General features: G+C 63.9%; 17 protein-coding genes. 12 read left to right on the forward strand and 5 right to left on the reverse strand.

Features of this window, described 5'->3' with window-relative positions; genetic code table 11:
• Positions 1 to 498 precede the first annotated feature (498 nt).
• From hybO to ABNP46_RS08305, 11 genes are all read left to right on the forward strand, one after another.
• Positions 499 to 1,632: a hydrogenase 2 small subunit gene (hybO, locus tag ABNP46_RS08255; RefSeq protein WP_349921913.1), complete on the forward strand. Its 1,134-nt coding sequence runs from the start codon at positions 499 to 501 to the stop codon at positions 1,630 to 1,632.
• Positions 1,629 to 2,657 (forward strand): hydrogenase 2 operon protein HybA, encoded by a 1,029-nt coding sequence (gene hybA, locus ABNP46_RS08260; protein ID WP_349921914.1) that lies wholly within the window; start codon positions 1,629 to 1,631, stop codon positions 2,655 to 2,657. Before hybO ends, hybA begins: the two co-directional genes overlap by 4 nt.
• On the forward strand, positions 2,650 to 3,837 hold the full coding sequence (hybB, locus tag ABNP46_RS08265; RefSeq protein WP_349921915.1) for a Ni/Fe-hydrogenase cytochrome b subunit: 1,188 nt from the start codon (positions 2,650 to 2,652) through the stop codon (positions 3,835 to 3,837). Before hybA ends, hybB begins: the two co-directional genes overlap by 8 nt.
• On the forward strand, positions 3,834 to 5,537 hold the full coding sequence (gene hybC, locus ABNP46_RS08270; RefSeq protein ID WP_349921917.1) for a hydrogenase 2 large subunit: 1,704 nt from the start codon (positions 3,834 to 3,836) through the stop codon (positions 5,535 to 5,537). The genes hybB and hybC overlap by 4 nt, the downstream gene beginning before the upstream one ends.
• Positions 5,537 to 6,052 (forward strand): HyaD/HybD family hydrogenase maturation endopeptidase, encoded by a 516-nt coding sequence (locus ABNP46_RS08275; protein WP_349921918.1) that lies wholly within the window; start codon positions 5,537 to 5,539, stop codon positions 6,050 to 6,052. The genes hybC and ABNP46_RS08275 overlap by 1 nt, the downstream gene beginning before the upstream one ends.
• Positions 6,034 to 6,570, forward strand: coding sequence for a hydrogenase-2 assembly chaperone (gene hybE, locus ABNP46_RS08280; protein WP_349921919.1), 537 nt, complete (start codon positions 6,034 to 6,036; stop codon positions 6,568 to 6,570). Before ABNP46_RS08275 ends, hybE begins: the two co-directional genes overlap by 19 nt.
• 119 nt (positions 6,571 to 6,689) lie before the next feature.
• Complete coding sequence (locus tag ABNP46_RS08285; protein ID WP_349921920.1) at positions 6,690 to 8,273, forward strand: ABC transporter substrate-binding protein; 1,584 nt, start codon at positions 6,690 to 6,692, stop codon at positions 8,271 to 8,273.
• Complete coding sequence (locus ABNP46_RS08290; RefSeq protein ID WP_434476182.1) at positions 8,258 to 9,268, forward strand: ABC transporter permease; 1,011 nt, start codon at positions 8,258 to 8,260, stop codon at positions 9,266 to 9,268. The genes ABNP46_RS08285 and ABNP46_RS08290 overlap by 16 nt, the downstream gene beginning before the upstream one ends.
• Entirely contained in the window at positions 9,258 to 10,088 is an 831-nt protein-coding gene (locus ABNP46_RS08295) for an ABC transporter permease (RefSeq protein ID WP_349921921.1), read from the forward strand. Before ABNP46_RS08290 ends, ABNP46_RS08295 begins: the two co-directional genes overlap by 11 nt.
• The gene (locus ABNP46_RS08300; RefSeq protein ID WP_349921922.1) at positions 10,082 to 10,873 is read left to right on the forward strand and encodes an ATP-binding cassette domain-containing protein; all 792 of its coding nucleotides are present in this window, start codon (positions 10,082 to 10,084) and stop codon (positions 10,871 to 10,873) included. Before ABNP46_RS08295 ends, ABNP46_RS08300 begins: the two co-directional genes overlap by 7 nt.
• Positions 10,873 to 11,496 carry an ATP-binding cassette domain-containing protein gene (locus ABNP46_RS08305; RefSeq protein ID WP_349921923.1) on the forward strand — a complete coding sequence of 208 codons (624 nt, stop codon included), beginning with the start codon at positions 10,873 to 10,875 and terminating at the stop codon, positions 11,494 to 11,496. Before ABNP46_RS08300 ends, ABNP46_RS08305 begins: the two co-directional genes overlap by 1 nt.
• Positions 11,497 to 11,636: 140 nt before the next feature.
• Here the strand turns inward: ABNP46_RS08305 and hypB are convergent, their stop codons facing one another.
• Complete coding sequence (gene hypB / locus ABNP46_RS08310; protein WP_349922433.1) at positions 11,637 to 12,329, reverse strand: hydrogenase nickel incorporation protein HypB; 693 nt, start codon at positions 12,327 to 12,329, stop codon at positions 11,637 to 11,639.
• On the opposite strand from hypB, the gene ABNP46_RS08315 reads away from it, so the two are divergent.
• Positions 12,324 to 12,776 carry a hypothetical protein gene (locus ABNP46_RS08315; RefSeq protein ID WP_349921924.1) on the forward strand — a complete coding sequence of 151 codons (453 nt, stop codon included), beginning with the start codon at positions 12,324 to 12,326 and terminating at the stop codon, positions 12,774 to 12,776. The genes hypB and ABNP46_RS08315 overlap by 6 nt on opposite strands.
• On the opposite strand, the gene hypA is transcribed toward ABNP46_RS08315, so the two are convergent.
• Genes hypA through ABNP46_RS08335 form a run of 4 tightly spaced genes read right to left on the reverse strand, consistent with a single transcriptional unit; the run spans position 12,754 to position 15,492 of the window.
• Positions 12,754 to 13,095, reverse strand: a complete 342-nt coding sequence (gene hypA / locus ABNP46_RS08320) for a hydrogenase maturation nickel metallochaperone HypA (RefSeq protein WP_349921925.1) — start codon at positions 13,093 to 13,095, stop codon at positions 12,754 to 12,756. The genes ABNP46_RS08315 and hypA overlap by 23 nt on opposite strands.
• Before the next feature lie 32 nt (positions 13,096 to 13,127).
• Positions 13,128 to 14,132 (reverse strand): hydrogenase expression/formation protein HypE, encoded by a 1,005-nt coding sequence (hypE, locus tag ABNP46_RS08325; protein ID WP_349921926.1) that lies wholly within the window; start codon positions 14,130 to 14,132, stop codon positions 13,128 to 13,130.
• The gene (gene hypD, locus ABNP46_RS08330; protein WP_349921927.1) at positions 14,129 to 15,247 is read right to left on the reverse strand and encodes a hydrogenase formation protein HypD; all 1,119 of its coding nucleotides are present in this window, start codon (positions 15,245 to 15,247) and stop codon (positions 14,129 to 14,131) included. Before hypD ends, hypE begins: the two co-directional genes overlap by 4 nt.
• Complete coding sequence (locus ABNP46_RS08335; protein ID WP_349921928.1) at positions 15,241 to 15,492, reverse strand: HypC/HybG/HupF family hydrogenase formation chaperone; 252 nt, start codon at positions 15,490 to 15,492, stop codon at positions 15,241 to 15,243. Before ABNP46_RS08335 ends, hypD begins: the two co-directional genes overlap by 7 nt.
• Positions 15,493 to 15,687: the final 195 nt, after the last annotated feature.

A 15,687-nucleotide genomic window follows, 5' to 3' on the forward strand; every position in this document is an offset into this window, starting at 1 on the left:
CCAAAAAATGAGTTTTGTTTGAGGCTCACTTAAGGCGTGACATCACCAAACAGGGCGTAGGCTGCAGTGGCAGGTCCTGATGATAGGAAATGCTGATTTGATTAATTAATTGGCCTTGTACGGTTTTTTATAGGCTTCCTTTGCGTGCTCCATTTAGCAAAATCTCGACCCCAGTCTCTATAACGTCCAATATCAGCAGTAGGGTAATGATTCTGTGACAGCGCTTTTGTTTTGATAAATACGCCCAGGAGATGAGCCGAAATTTAAATGTTTTTAATTCAAGTTGAACAGATAATAACCCATAATGGGTATTCTTTAGTTGAGAATGATTTTCTATAAGCTATTGCTGTATATGGTTTTTTTATTTTTCATGATGAGTTTTATCGGCGGCTAATGTCCCGCGACTTGATTGAGATCAACATCGGGGCGGGGGAGGAGGCATAGCATTTCCGCAATTAAGCATTTGTCAAATAATGCACACTGACGGGAATAAGACGAATGGTCGCGGATAATTTTTTATCGGCTCATGGAATTAATCGCCGTGATTTTATGAAGTTGTGCGCCGGGATGGCCGCAACCCTGGGGTTAAGCCAGAATGCAGTGGCCAAGATGGCCACTGCGCTCACCAGCCCAGTGCGGCCTCCGGTGATCTGGATAGGGGCGCAGGAGTGTACCGGTTGTACCGAGTCGCTGCTACGCGCCACGCACCCCACCATCGAGAACCTGATCCTCAATACCATATCGCTGGAGTACCACGAAGTGCTCTCGGCGGCCTTTGGTCATCAGGCGGAAGAGAACAAGCACAACGCCATCGAACGCTATAAAGGCAAGTATGTGCTGGTGGTGGATGGCTCCATCCCGCTCAAGGATGGGGGCGTCTACTGCATGGTGGCCGGCGAGCCCATCGTCGATCATATTCGCCGCGCGGCGGCGGACGCCGCCGCCGTCATCGCCATCGGCTCCTGCTCCGCCTGGGGCGGGGTGCCTGCCAGCGGTGGCAACCCCACCGGTGCAGTCAGCCTGGAAGAGGCCCTCGGCAATATCGGTACGCCCATCATCAATATTCCGGGTTGCCCACCCAATCCCCATAACTTCCTGACCACGGTCGCCTACTACATCACCTACGGCAAGTTGCCGGCGCTCGATGCCAAGAAGCGGCCGCTGTTCGCCTATGAACGACTCATCCATGAGAACTGCGAGCGCCGCCCGCACTTCGATGCCGGGCGTTTTGCCAAGGAGTTTGGCGATGAAGGCCACCGCCAGGGCTGGTGCCTCTATCACCTCGGTTGCAAGGGTCCCGAGACCTATGGCAACTGCTCCACCCTGGAGTTCTGCGATGTGGGTGGCGGTATCTGGCCGGTGGGCATCGGCCACCCTTGCTATGGCTGCAACGAGCAGGGGGTGGGTTTCAGCAAGGGGATCTTCCAGCTCGCCAAGGTGGAGAATCCCACCCCGAGGGTGGAGAAACCCGATGTGGCCATTCAGGAAGGGGGCTATATGTCGCCGACGGCCACCGGCCTGATTGGCGGCGCCCTCGGGGTGCTGGTCGGGGTGAGCCTGATGACGGTGCGTGAACTCGGTCGCCAGCAGAAACGCCACGAAGCCGGACAGCAAGCGCCACGGGGGGAATGACCGTGAACAGACGCAACTTCCTCAAATTTGCCTCCGTGGGTGCCATGGCGGCAGGGGCGGCCATTCCCGGCACGGCCATGGCGGAAGCCAGAAACAAACCTCCCATCCCCGGGTCGCTCGGCATGCTCTATGACTCCACCCTCTGCGTCGGCTGCCAGGCCTGCGTGGCGGAGTGCCAGCGCCTCAACGGGAATCCGGGCAACCCGGCAAGGGAGCAGACCTGGTCCAACAACGACAAGCTGACCCCTTACACCAACAACATCATCCAGGTGTGGCGAAGCGGCAGCGGTGAACACAAGGATCAGCTGGTGGATGGCTACGCCTACATCAAGAAGCAGTGCATGCACTGCGTGGATCCCAACTGTGTCTCCGTCTGCCCGGTACAGGCCCTGCGCAAGGATCCCAAAACCGGCATCGTTCACTACAACCCGGACGTCTGCACCGGTTGCCGCTACTGCATGGTGGGCTGCCCGTTTGACGTGCCGAAATACGAGTACGACAACCCCTTGGGCGCGATCCACAAGTGCGAACTGTGCAACCAGAAGGGGCTTGAGCGGATCGATCAGGGCAAGTTGCCCGGTTGTGTCGAGGTCTGCCCCACCGGCGCCGTCATCTTCGGCACCCGGGAGGAGCTGATGGCCGAGGCCAAGCGTCGTCTGCTGGCGACCCCGGGCAGCGAATACGCCTATCCCCGTCAGACCCTCACTGCCAACGACCCTTATCTGCACGCCGTGCCGAGCTATCAGCCCTATGTGTACGGGGAGAAGGAGGGGGGCGGTACCCAGGTGCTGGTGCTGGCCGGGGTGCCTTACACCAAGCTCGACATGCCTGATTTACCCGAGCTCTCCTCCGGTGCCCGCTCCGAGCATATCCAGCACACCCTCTACAAGGGGATGGTGTTGCCCATGGTGGTGTTGACCGGTCTCTCCGTGCTGATCCGGCGCAATGCCAAACAGCATGACAAGGATCATGATGCGCAGCACCAGGATCAGGGAAAATCATCGGGAGGCAAGGATCATGAGTAACCACAAGGCTCATCCACTGGGGGGCAAGCTGGTCAGCTGGCCCGTGCTGGTGCTGGCCCCCTTCGCCATTTTGTGCGGCATGCTGATCTTGAAGCGGCTCATCTTCGGGTTGGGCTCGGTCACCGACTTGAACGGCGGCTATCCCTGGGGGCTCTGGATCTCCTTTGACCTCTTGATTGGTACCGGTTTCGCCTGTGGCGGCTGGGCTCTTGCCTGGGCCGTCTACGTGTTCAACCGGGGGGAGTATCACCCCCTGGTACGACCGGCGCTCTTGGCCAGCCTGTTCGGCTATTCGCTGGGCGGTCTCTCCATCACCATCGATGTGGGGCGCTACTGGAACCTGCCGTACTTCTATTTGCCGGGTCACTTCAACACCTCGTCGGTGCTGTTCGAGACGGCGGTCTGCATGACCATCTACATCGGGGTCATGGCGCTGGAGTTTGCCCCCGTGCTGCTGGAGAAATTCGGCTGGAAGGCTTCGCTTATCCGGCTCAACAAGATCATGTTCTTCGTGCTGGCGCTCGGCGCCCTGTTGCCCACCATGCACCAGTCCTCCATGGGCTCCCTGATGATAGTGGCGGGGGAGAAGATCCATCCGCTCTGGCAGAGCTACGAGCTGCTGCCGGTCTTCTCCTTGTTGACCGCCTTCATCATGGGCTTCTCCATCGTAGTGTTTGAAGGCTCCCTGGTGCAGGCGGGGCTGGCAGGACGCGGCCCCAACGAGAAACCGCTGTTCTACAAGCTGACCCAGGTGATCGACATCTTCCTGATCCTGTTCGTGGCCCTGCGCTTTGCCGAAATCGTCATCAATGACAAGTCGGAATACCTCTCGGACTTCAACCGCTACTCCATCATGTTCTGGAGCGAGATCGCGCTGATGATCTTCCCGCTGCTGGTGTTCCACTGGGACAAGAGCCGCCGGGATTCCCGCATGTTGTTCCTAGGGGCCCTCAGCATGCTGCTGGGCGCCGCCCTCTGGCGACTGGACTACTCCCTGCTCGCCTTCAATCCGGGCAATGGCTATCACTACTTCCCCAGTACCGAAGAGGTGCTCATCTCCCTTGGCTTCGTGGCCATCGAGGTCTGTGCCTATCTGCTGCTGATCCGGCTGCTGCCGGTGTTGCCATCGCTTGAACGTGTTCACCAAGATTATCAGGCCCGAGGGAAAGCCAACGTATGAGCCAACGTATCACCATAGACCCCATCACCCGCATCGAGGGGCACCTGCGTATCGACTGTGAGATCGAAGGCGGCGTCGTCACCAAGGCCTGGTCGTCCGGCACCATGTGGCGCGGCATGGAAGAGATCGTCAAAGGCAACGACCCGCGCGACGCCTGGATGATAGTGCAGCGCATCTGCGGGGTCTGCACCTCCATCCACGCCATCGCTTCGGTGCGGGCGGTGGAGAACGCCATCGGCGCCAAGGTGCCGGTCAACGCCCAGTACATCCGCAACCTCATCGTCGCGGCCCACAACATCCACGATCACATCGTTCACTTCTACCAGCTCTCGGCACTGGACTGGGTGGACATCACGGCGGCCCTCGAGGCGAGCCCGCAAAAGGCGGCGGACATCCTCAAGGGGGTATCGACCTGGTCCCTCAACAGCGCCACCGAGCTGACCAAGGTGCAGGAGAAGATCCGCGCCCTAGTGGCGAGCGGCCAGCTCGGCATCTTCGCCAACGGTTACTGGGGTCACAAGGCCATGAAGCTGAGCCCGGAGGTGAACCTCATCGCCGTGGCCCACTACCTGCAGGCGTTGGAATGCCAGCGCGATGCCAACCGCATCGTCGCCATCCTGGGGGGCAAGAGCCCGCACATCCAGAACCTGGCGGTAGGCGGGGTGGCCAACCCCATCAACCTGGATGCCCCGAGCGTGCTGAACCTGGAGCGGCTGCTCTATGTGAAGAGCTTCATCGACCGTCTCGGCGAGTTCATCGAGCAGGTCTACAAGGTGGATGCCGCCATCATCGCCGCCCACTACCCCGAGTGGCTGAACCTGGGGCAGGGGGCCAAACACTACCTCTGCGCTCCCGAACTGCCCACCGACGGCGACGGCGGCAGCTTCCTGCTGCCGGGGGGCTATATCGAGAACGGCGATCTGGCGAGCTATCGCCCCATCGACAGCCATCAGGACACCTGGCTGATGGACGGCATCGCCGAGAGCAACAAGCACGCCTGGTACAAGGACGATGAGCCCCTCAAGCCCTGGGAGGGCAAGACAGAGCCGAACTACACCGGCTGGCAGGATGACGGCAAGTACTCCTGGGTCAAATCCCCCACCTTCTACGGCAAGGTGGTGGAGGTGGGGCCGCTGGCGGATCTGCTGGTGAAGCTCGCGGCCAAGCATCCGGGCACGGTGGCGCATTTCGATCAGCTGGGTGGCCTCTATCAGACCCTGACCGGCTCGGCCATCAAGACCGGACAGCTGCACTCCACCCTGGGGCGCATCATCGGCCGGGCAGTGCGCTGCTGCGTGCTCAAAGACACCCTCTCCCATCAGTGGCAGGCGCTCATCGACAACATCGGCAAGGGGGATACCACCGCCTACATCAAGGCTGACATTCCGGCGGACAAGGAGTTTCGCGGGGTGGGCTTCGAGGAGGCGCCCCGGGGCATGCTCTCCCACTGGGTGGTCATCAAAGGGGGCAAGATCGAAAACTATCAGGCGGTGGTGCCGTCGACCTGGAACTCGGGCCCGCGCAACTTCAACGACGAACCCGGCCCCTACGAACAGTCCCTGGTGGGGACCCCGGTGGCGGATCCCGCCAAGCCGCTGGAAGTGGTGCGTACCATCCACTCCTTCGATCCCTGCATGTCCTGCGCCGTTCACGTGGTGGATACCCGAAGCGGCGACGTGACCCAAGTGAAGGTGCTGTGATGAACACCCTGATCCTGGGGGTCGGCAACCTGCTGCTGAGCGACGAGGCGGTCGGCGTGCGCATCGTCGAGGCGCTGGGGCGGGAGTACCGCTTCGGCCCGGGCGTCGAGCTGCTGGACGGCGGTACCGCCGGCATGGAACTGCTCGAAGCCATGGCGTGCCGCGACCACATCATAGTGGCGGATGCGGTACTGAGTGCAAATCCGCCCGGCACCGTCATCACCCTGCGTGACGAGGAGATCCCGGCGCTGTTCGGTCGCAAGATCTCCCCTCATCAACTGGGATTGGCGGACGTGCTCTCGGCCCTGCAGCTGACCGGGGAGTCCCCCAAGCGACTGACCCTGATCGGCATAGAGCCAGAGTCGCTGGAGCCCCGTATCGGCCTCACCCCGGTGGTGGCCGCGGCGATGAGGGAGGCCAAGGAGCGGATCCTGACCTTGCTGGCCGAGCTTGGCTGCCCGGTCACTCCTCTCACCGACATGGAACGGGAGGCCGCATGGCGCAACCCCATTTGAGCGATAAACAGCAATATGTGCTGTCAGATGGCAATCAGGCAGAGCAAGGGGTCTGCGGAATTGCAGAAAACCCCGCATCCATGCTGGTGGCGCAGTATAAGCGCATCGCTCGGGAAGAGATGCAGGGCTTGCCCTTCTATCACCAGACGATGCCGGTGTTGGCGCGCTGTGCGCTGCATGAGGAGCAGTGGCTCGGGGTGGTGCTCACCCCCTGGATGCTGAGCGTGGTGGTGCTGCCGGGGCCGGATCAGTGCTGGCCGGTGCGCCCGCTGAGCTCGCGCCTCGCCCTGCAACTGCCCTGCGGCAACCTCACCTTCATGGTGGGGGCGTTGCCCGAGACGGGGCAACTGCTCGCCTGCTCCCTGATGTCGCCGCTGGACTCGCACCTCGGTGCCCACGAAGGGGCGGCCCTGGTGGAGAGCGTGCAGAAGATGCTGCTCTCCCTGCCGGTGCAGCAGGGCGGGGCAGGGGCCGTGGATCTGGGCCGCAGGCGACTGCTGGGCGCCCGGCAAGGCTAGTCCGCCAACATCGTCATAGTCGCAATGGGGCCCCGCAGGCCCCTTGTTTGGTTTAATCAGGTGGCGTTTCTTGCCCGGGGCAAGAGGCATAAAGAAATAAAATACATAGCAGGATCAACATGATGACTATTCGCCCCCTGGGCACAGCCCTGTGGCTGGCTCTCTTGCTGGGGAGCGGGGTGCAGAGCGCCGCCGCCCAGACCGTGCCTACTGAGCTCAAGCTCGCCATCGGGGCCGAGCCCACCGAGGGCTTCGATCCCCTGCTCGGCTGGAGCCACGGCAGTTATCTGCTGCTGCACAGCCCCTTGCTCAAACAGAAGGCGGATCTTGGCTGGGACAATGTGCTGACCCAGTCGGTGGAGCCGAGCAAGGATGGCAAGGGCTGGCGCATCCGCTTGAAGCCGGATCTCAAATTTTCAAACGGTGCGCCGCTGACCGCGGAAGATGTGGCCTTCACCTACAACAGCGCGGCTCAGGGCGGCGGCAAGATAGACATGGGCAACTTCGTTAAGGCCGAGGTCGTCTCTCCCACCGAGGTGACCATCCGCCTTAGCGCCCCCCAGAGCACCTTCGTCAACGTGCTGGGATCCCTCGGCATCGTCTCGAAGCGGGATTACGATCCCAAGGCGTATGCCCGCCACCCCGTCGGTGCGGGCCCTTACCGGCTGGTGAGCTATTTGCCGGGACAGCAGCTGGTGGTGGAGGCCAACCCCCATTACGCCGATGGCCACAACGACTTCAAGCGGCTGGTGTTCGTCTTCATCGATGAGGAGAGCGCCTACGCGGCGGCCCAGAGCCGTCAGCTCGATCTGGTGCGCATTCCCCCGGCCCTGGCGCCCACCGTGCCCGCGGCTCTCAAGCTCTGGGTACGCCCGAGCGTGGAAAACCGGGGCATCGTTTTCCCCGTGCAGGCGGCGGGCGGCAAGGACGCCCAGGGTAATCCCGTCGGCAACGACGTCACCTCGGATGTGGCCCTGCGCCGGGCCATCAACTATGCCATCGACCGCAAGCTGCTGGCTGATCAACTGCTCGAAGGCCATGCCATCCCCGCCTACAGCGCGGTGCAGGGGCTGCCTTGGTACAACCCCGCGGTCGCCTTCAAGGATGGGGACCCGGCCCATGCCAATGCCTTGCTGGATGCGGCAGGCTGGAAGATGGGCAGCGACGGGGTGCGCCACAAGGGGGATCTGCGCGCCGCCTTCACCCTCTGGTATCCCGGTGGTGACAGCACCCGGCGGGACTTGTCCGAGGCGGTGCGCGCCATGCTCACCCCCATCGGCATCGACGTTAGCCTCAAATCCGGCAGCTGGGAGCAGGTAGAGCGGGCCATGCACGCCAACCCTGTGATGATGGGCTGGGGGAGCCTGGATCCCATGGAGCTCTATCACCACTACCAGAGCGGCGCAGCCGGGGTGGAGTTCTACAACCCGGGTTATTACCGGAACAGTGCCGTGGATGCGCACCTCAAGCAGGCCCTGGATGCCCCCACCTGGCAGGCGGCGGTGCCGTTCTGGCAGCAGGTGGAGTGGGATGGCAACACCGGGGCCGGGGTGCAGGGGGATGCCGCCTGGGCCTGGCTTATCAACGTGCAGCACACCTATCTGGCCAACGGCTGCATCGATCTGGGCAAGAGCGCGCCGGAGATCCACGGTAGCTGGTCCCTGCTCAACAATCTGCAGGATTGGCGATGGACCTGCTCCTAAGCCCCCCCCGGCGGATGATGATCCTGAGCCTGGGCAAGACCCTGCTGCGACTGGCAGGCTTGCTCACGCTGGTGTCGCTGGCCTGTTTCGTGCTGCTGAGCCACTCACCCATCGACCCCATCAAGGCCTACATCGGCAACGATCTGCTGCATGTGCCTCCCGAGCAGTACGCCCGCATCGCCGCCCGCTGGGGGCTGGATCAGCCCCTGTGGCTGCGTTACTGGCACTGGTTCGGCCAGGTGATCCGGGGGGATCTGGGCTACTCCATGCTCTACAACTCCCCCGTTACCGAGGTGATCGGGGCCCGTTTCGCCGCCTCCTTCGCCCTGCTGACGGGGGCCTGGCTGCTCTCCGGCACCCTGGGGGTCCTGCTCGGCCTGTGTGCCGGGCGCTATCTCAATCGCTGGCCGGACAGGCTCATCTGCCGCCTGGCCTATCTGCTCGCCTCCCTGCCGACCTTCTGGGTCGGCCTCTTGCTGCTGGCCCTCTTCGCGGTGCACTGGCCCTTGCTGCCGGTCTGCTGCGCCTGGACCCCGGGGCTGCCCGCCAATGACGCCGACTGGCTGCTGCGGGCACGCCATCTGGTGCTGCCCCTGACCACGCTCGCCCTGCTCGGGATGGGCAATATCGCCCTGCATACCCGGGAGCGGGTGGCCGAGGTGCTGGAGAGTGATTTCATCCGCTACGCCCGTGCCCAGGGGGACGGCGGCTGGCCCATGTTGCGTTTCCACGTGCTGCGCCACGCCCTGACCCCGGCGCTGTGCCTGCAATTTGCCTCCCTCGGGGAGCTGATCGGCGGGTCGCTCCTGGCGGAGAAGGTGTTCGCCTATCCGGGGCTCGGTCAGGCGACCGTGGATGCGGGGCTCAAGGGGGACATCCCCCTGCTGATGGGCATAGTGCTGTTCTGCACCCTGCTGGTGTTCATGGGCAACACCCTGGCCCGCTGGCTGCTGGCCCGGATGAACCGGGGCTGGGAGGGGCGTCATGCTGTTTAATCCGTTCCCCTCCTTGTTGCGTCTGCTGTTTGCGCTGCTGATCCTGGGTCTGCTCGCCGGCTATGGCTGGCACCTGGCGGGGCAGGAGGTGCCCATGAACTTGCTGGCCCGCCAGCAGGCGCCCTCTGCCGCGCACTGGTTTGGTACCGATCAGATGGGGCGGGATCTCTGGCTGCGCGCCTTCCAGGGCACCCTCACCAGTCTGGAGCTCGGGATCAGCACGGCCCTGTGCAGCGGCCTGCTGGCCATGCTGGCCGCCAGCCTCAGTCTGCTGCACCCGAGGCTCGATGCGGCCGTGCGACTGGTGATCGATGCCATGCTGGCGCTGCCCCACATGCTGCTGCTGATCCTCATCTGTTTCACCCTGGGCGGCGGGCTGCGAGGGGTGATCTTGGCGGTGGCCCTGACCCATTGGCCCAAGCTCGCCCTGATCCTGCGGGCCGAGGCCAGACGCATCGCCTGCAGTGACTACGTGGTGCTGGCCCGTTGCCAGGGGATGGGGCCGCTTCGGCGCTGGTGCACCCACCTGCTGCCCGGGCTCCTGCCCCAGTGGTTCATCGGGACGCTGTTGATGTTCCCCCACGCGGTGCTGCACAGCGCCGCCTTGAGTTTCCTGGGATTTGGCCTCGCGGCCCACGAGGCGTCTCTCGGCCTCCTGCTGGCGGATGCCCTGCGCTACCTGACCAGCGGTGGCTGGTGGTTGGCGTTCTTCCCGGGGCTGATGCTCTTGGTGCTGGTATTGCTGTTCGATCAGGCCACTCGCGCCCTGCAGGCACTGTGGTTCGGGGGCGAGGGAGCCGGAGTGAGCCGACGATGCTGAGTTTCGAGCACGTGACCATAGAGGCGGCCCACTACAACTGGCTGGGCCGCCGCCAGTGGCGACCTTTGCTGCGGGAGATAGACCTCACCCTGGCCCCCGGCGAAATCCTCGCCCTGGTGGGGGAGAGCGGGGAGGGCAAGAGCCTGCTGCTGCAAAGCGCCCTCGGCCTGTTGCCGGACAACCTGCGAAGGGGCGGGCGCATCGCCCTGGACGGTGAACCCCTGTGCGAGGCCGGGCTCGCCCGCCTGCGCGGCCACACCCTCTGCCATGTGCCCCAGGGGGTGAGTGCCCTCAACCCCTTGCTGACGGTGGAGCGTCAGCTCGGCCGCGCCGCCCGGCTCGCGGGCCAGAACGGCGCCCGCGAGCGGCTCGGCCAGCAGCTTTCACGCTACCGGCTGCCCGCCGCCGTGCTGGACAACTACCCCCGCGAGCTCTCGGGTGGCATGGCCAAGCGCATCCTGGCCTGCACCGCGGCCCTCGGCGGTGCCCGCTTCATTATGGCGGACGAGATCACCGCCTGGTTGGACGAGGGGTTGGCCTGTGCGTTGCTTGGCCAGCTCCGTGAGCTCGCCGAGCAGGGCACCGGTATCCTCTGGGTCACCCATGATCTGGCGATGGCGGCGCGCTTTGCCGATCGCATCGTCCTGCTCCATCAGGGGCGGGTGAGCGACACCCTGAGTTGCCAGCAGCTCAGGGCCGGGCAGGGCAGCGCGACCCTGCGGGCCCACTGGCAGGCGCTGCCGGAGTTCCATTCGTTGTTCCCGACCCGGCCGGAGGCGTGCTGATGTTCGAGGTAGAGGATCTGGCCATTGAGCAAGGGGGGCGCACCCTCTGGCAGGGGCTGACGTTGAGGATCAAGGCCGGTGAGCGGCTCGGCCTCTCCGCACCGAGCGGCTTTGGCAAGACCAGCCTGGGGCGGGTGCTGGCGGGCTGGCAACCCCTGGCGGACCCTGGCCGGGTGCGGCTGGACGGGGAGTCGCTCCCTGCACGAGGGTACAACCCGGTGCAACTGGTGCCTCAGCACCCGGAGCTTTGCTTCAACCCGCGCCGCAGCACGGGACAGTCCCTCTGGGATGTGTGGCAGCCGGACGAGGCCATGCTGGCGCGTTTTCTGGTGAACCCCGAGTGGCTATCCAGAAAGCCGGGTCAGCTCTCCGGCGGCGAACTGGCCCGCATCGCCCTGTTGCGGGCGCTGGATCCCCGCACCCGTGTGCTGATTGCCGACGAGGTGACCGCCCAGCTCGATCCCCGCATCCAGCGCCAGCTCTGGCAGGAGCTGATCCGGGAGTGCGAGACTCGCGGGCTCGGCATCCTGGTCTTCAGCCACCAGCAGGCGCTGCTAAGGCAGGTGTGTTATCGCGTGATCTACCCCGGTGAGGGGCGAGATGAGGCGTTCAACATGCTGTAAAATGATGCCGCCTGAGCATCTTGTACTGTCACGGATAAAAAGAGGGAGGCATCAGCCTCCCTCTTTTTTATCGGTTATCCGTCTTCTTATCGGTTATCTGCGAGGGGCATGCCGTCATCACAGGCCCTCCCGGGGGGGACTCAGGCGCTGGCCAGCCAGCCTAGCCAGGCGTCCATCCCTTCCCCCGTGGTGGCGCTCAGCTGGATCACCTGGATATAGGGGTTGACCCGTTTGGCGTTCTCGATACAGCGCGCGAGATCGAAGCTGACATAGGGCAGCAGGTCGGTCTTGTTGATGATCATCAGCTGGGCGGCGGCGAACATGTCCGGGTATTTCAGGGGCTTCTCTTCCCCTTCGGTGACCGAGAGGATAGCGACCTTGTACTTCTCGCCGAGATCGAAGCTGGCGGGGCAGACCAGGTTGCCCACGTTCTCGATAAAGAGGATGCCCCCTTCGCTCGCGGGCAACTGGTGGCAGGCGTCGTGCACCATCTTGGCGTCCAGGTGGCAGCCCTTGCCGGTGTTGATCTGCACGGCGGGTACCCCGGTGGCACGGATGCGATCCGCATCGCTGCTTGTCTGCTGATCCCCCTCGATGACGGCGCAGTGACGTTTGTCAGAAAGCAGGCGCAGGGTCTCGCACAGCAGGGTGGTCTTGCCCGAGCCCGGGCTCGACACCAGGTTCAGCACCAGCTGGTTGGCGGCTTCGAAATGCTCCCGGTTGTGGGCGGCAAGGGCATTGTTCTTGGCCAGCACATCCATCTCGATGGCGATCAGCTGGCGCTGACCCATGCCCGGCACCGACAGCCCCGCTTCCCCGCGGCCGTAGTGCAGATCACCCTGCTCATGCTCATGCTCATGCTCATGGGAGTGAGCGTGCTCATCTGCGTGGTGGTGGTCGTGATCATGATGCCCGTGGTGATGGTCATGAGCCGACCCGCTGCCGGATGGCCGGGGGGCGGCGAGCTCGGCACGGACGCCGTGGTAGTGGTGGTGCACGTCCCCCTGATGGTGATAGTGGTGATGGATGATCAGGGTGCGGGCTTCCTGCTGACCATGTCCCTCGTTATGCGCGTGCCCCGGGTGGTCGTGGTGGTGTTCATGATGATGGTCGTGCCCATGGTGATGGGGGTGGTCATGATGATGGACGTGGGGGTGAGCATGAGGATGCTCGTGACCCTGTTCATGCTCGTGATGATGACTGTCTGGCTCCTGGCCGGCAATGCGCGCCTGGCCGCATCCGCATACGCTGCACATATCAACTTACCTCGATGTCGGTGATGCGCAGGCTGTCCCCCTGCGCGACTCGTAATTTGTAGCCGCCGCAATGGGGGCAGGGTTGGCCACGCTCGGTGAGCACGACCGTCTGACTGCAGTCATAGCACCAGCCCTCGGCGGCCTGGTGTTGAAAATGGAGGCGGGCGCCCTCGACGGCCGTGCCCTTGGCGGCGGCCTCGAAACAGAAGGCGATGGTGTCCGGGTCGACGCAGGAGAAGCTGCCGACCTCGAGCCAGAGGGCGGTGACCTTGCGAAAGCCCCGCTGGGTGGCCTGCTCGGCCGCCAGATCGATGGCCGCCATGGCCAGAGACATCTCGTGCATGTTCAGCACTCCTTATGGTGATGGGCCATGGCTCAGCAGATCCGGGGGAGCAGCTCCCCCTGTGGCAGCTCCAGATAGCGGCGACTGCCCCAGGGGTTGTTCAGGATCACCTTGTGCTGGGCGCTCTCCCTGACCTGGCCTATCTGGCTGGCGAAAGGGTTGAATGTTCGCAGCAGCGCCAGGGCCGCATCGGCCTGCGCCGCGGGCAGGGCCAGCACCATGGTGCCCTCGTTGGCGAGATCATGGGGCTCGAAGCCGTACAGTTCGCACAGGCCGCGCACCGGATCGCACACCGGTATGGCGGACTCCTCCAACTCGATGGCAACGCCGGAGGCCGTGCTCCATTCGTTGAGCACGGCGGCGAGGCCCCCTCGGGTGGCATCACGCAGGGCGTGGGGGCGAATGTCTGCCGCAAGCAGGGCCTCCACCTGGGGCCAGAGGGTGGTGCAGTCGCTCTGAAGTGAGGAGCCAAGCTGCAGGGCATCGCGGGCCATCAGGATGCAGGCGCCGTGGCTGCCGATATCCCGCGATACCAGGATGGCATCCCCGGCCTGGATATTTCGTACCGAGATGTCCCGGCTCTGCTCGGGGCGGGGGAAGCTGCCGACCCCGCTGGTGTTGATGAAGATCTTGTCGGCTGCGCCTTTTGGCACCACCTTGGTGTCGCCGCAGACGATGCGAGCGCCGCTCTTGGTGAGCTCCAACGCCATGGACTCGACGATGCGGGCGAGGTCGGCGTAAGGGAAGCCCTCCTCGATGATGAAGCTGGCGCTCAGGTATTCAGGTTTGGCCCCCATCATGGCGAGATCGTTCACCGTGCCGGCGATGGCCAGCTTGCCGATGTCGCCACCGGCGAAAAAGAGCGGGGAGACGGTGAAGCTGTCGGTGGTGAAGGCGACGGGGCCGCTGACCGGCAGCAGGGCGGCGTCTTCGCCGCGCAGCAGGATCTCGTTGCCGAAATGGCGGAAGAACAGCTGGTTGATCAGCTGGTTCATCTCCACGCCGCCGCCGCCGTGGCTAAGTTGAATTTCTCTCATGCTGATTGGATCCCCATATAGCGGTAGTAGGCGTTGCAGGCCCCCTCCGAGCTCACCATGCAGCTGCCCATGGGCTGGGTCGGGGTGCAGCCCCGGCCAAAGACCTTGCACTGGTGCGGCTTGGCGAGCCCGCGCAGGATGTCGGCGCACTGGCACGCCTTGTGATCGTCGATGGGGGTCTGGTTGAGGGAGAAATGACGCTCCGCATCCCGCGCGGCGAAGGCGTCCCGCAGGCGCAGGGCGGAGGCGTTGATGTCCCCGAGCCCGCGCCAGCGAAAGTGCTCCCGGGTCTCGAAATAGTGTTCGACCAGCCGCTGGGCGGCGCGGTTGCCGTGGGCGGTGACGGCGCGGCTGTATTGCACCTCGAGGGCGCAGCGCCCCTCCACCTTCTGGCGCACCATCATCAAGAGCGCCTCCATCACGTCCACCGGCTCGAAGCCGCTCACCACCACGGGTACCTGGTAGCGCTCGACGATCGGCAGATAGATGTCGGCGCCGGTGATGACGCTGACGTGGGAGGGGCCGATGAAGGCGTTGACCTTGGCGACCCCGTCGGCCATGACGGCGTGAATGGCGGGGGGTACCAGCACATGGTTGATATGAAACAGCAGGTTGGTCACCCCGGCTGTCTCGGCGGCTGCCAGCAGCGCCGCCGTCATGGGGGTGGAGGTCTCGAAGCCGATGGCGAAGAACACCACGGTGTTGTCCGGGTTCTCCTTCGCGATCCTCAGGGCATCGAGGGGGTCATAGACGGGGCGGATATCGCTGCCTTTGGCCCGCTGCTGGGCCAAGGAGCCCTTGGAGCCCGGCACTCTTATCATGTCGCCGAGCGTCACCAGGATGACGCCCGGCTGGGCGGCCAGCTCCATGGCCTGATCGATGCGTTCTTTCGGCATCACGCAGACCGGGCAGCCGGGGCCGTGGACGAACTCGATGCACTCGGGCAGCAGCTGGGGCAGGCCGTACTTCATGATGGTGTGGGTGTGGCCGCCGCAGACCTCCATCACCCGCAGGGGCTCCGGCAAATCCTTTGCAAGCTCGGTGATCTGGGCCGCGAGGGCGCGGATCACCTGGGGCTCACGAAAACCCTGGAACAGATCGTTCAGGCTCAGCATGGCAGTATGTCCTGCTCGGGCATCAGGGCCACCATCTGGCGGAAGCTCTCGAGGCTCGCCTGGGCTTCCTCTTCGTCAATCTTGCTCATCACGAAACCGATGTGGAGCAACACATAGTCCCCGAGCGCCAGCGGCTCCTCGATCAGCATGCAGCTGACCCGCCGCAGCACCCCCAGGGTGTCGACGGTGACGCAGTTATCTTCGGGGTGCAGTTGCACCACCTGGGAGGGAATGGAAAGGCACATATCAGGACTCCGACACGGCAGCACCCTTCTGTGCTGCAAGATGAGAGGGGGCAAGCCAAGGCTGGTGTTTGTCGCCGGGGGCAGGAAAGGGCATGGATTCAGGACTCCGGCACGGCAGCACCGTTTTGCGCTGCAAGATGAGAGGGGGCAAGCCAAGGCAGGCGTTTGTCGCCGGGGACAGGAAAGGGCATGGAT

This window comes from Aeromonas veronii (assembly GCF_040215105.1).
GTDB lineage: Bacteria > Pseudomonadota > Gammaproteobacteria > Enterobacterales > Aeromonadaceae > Aeromonas > Aeromonas veronii_G.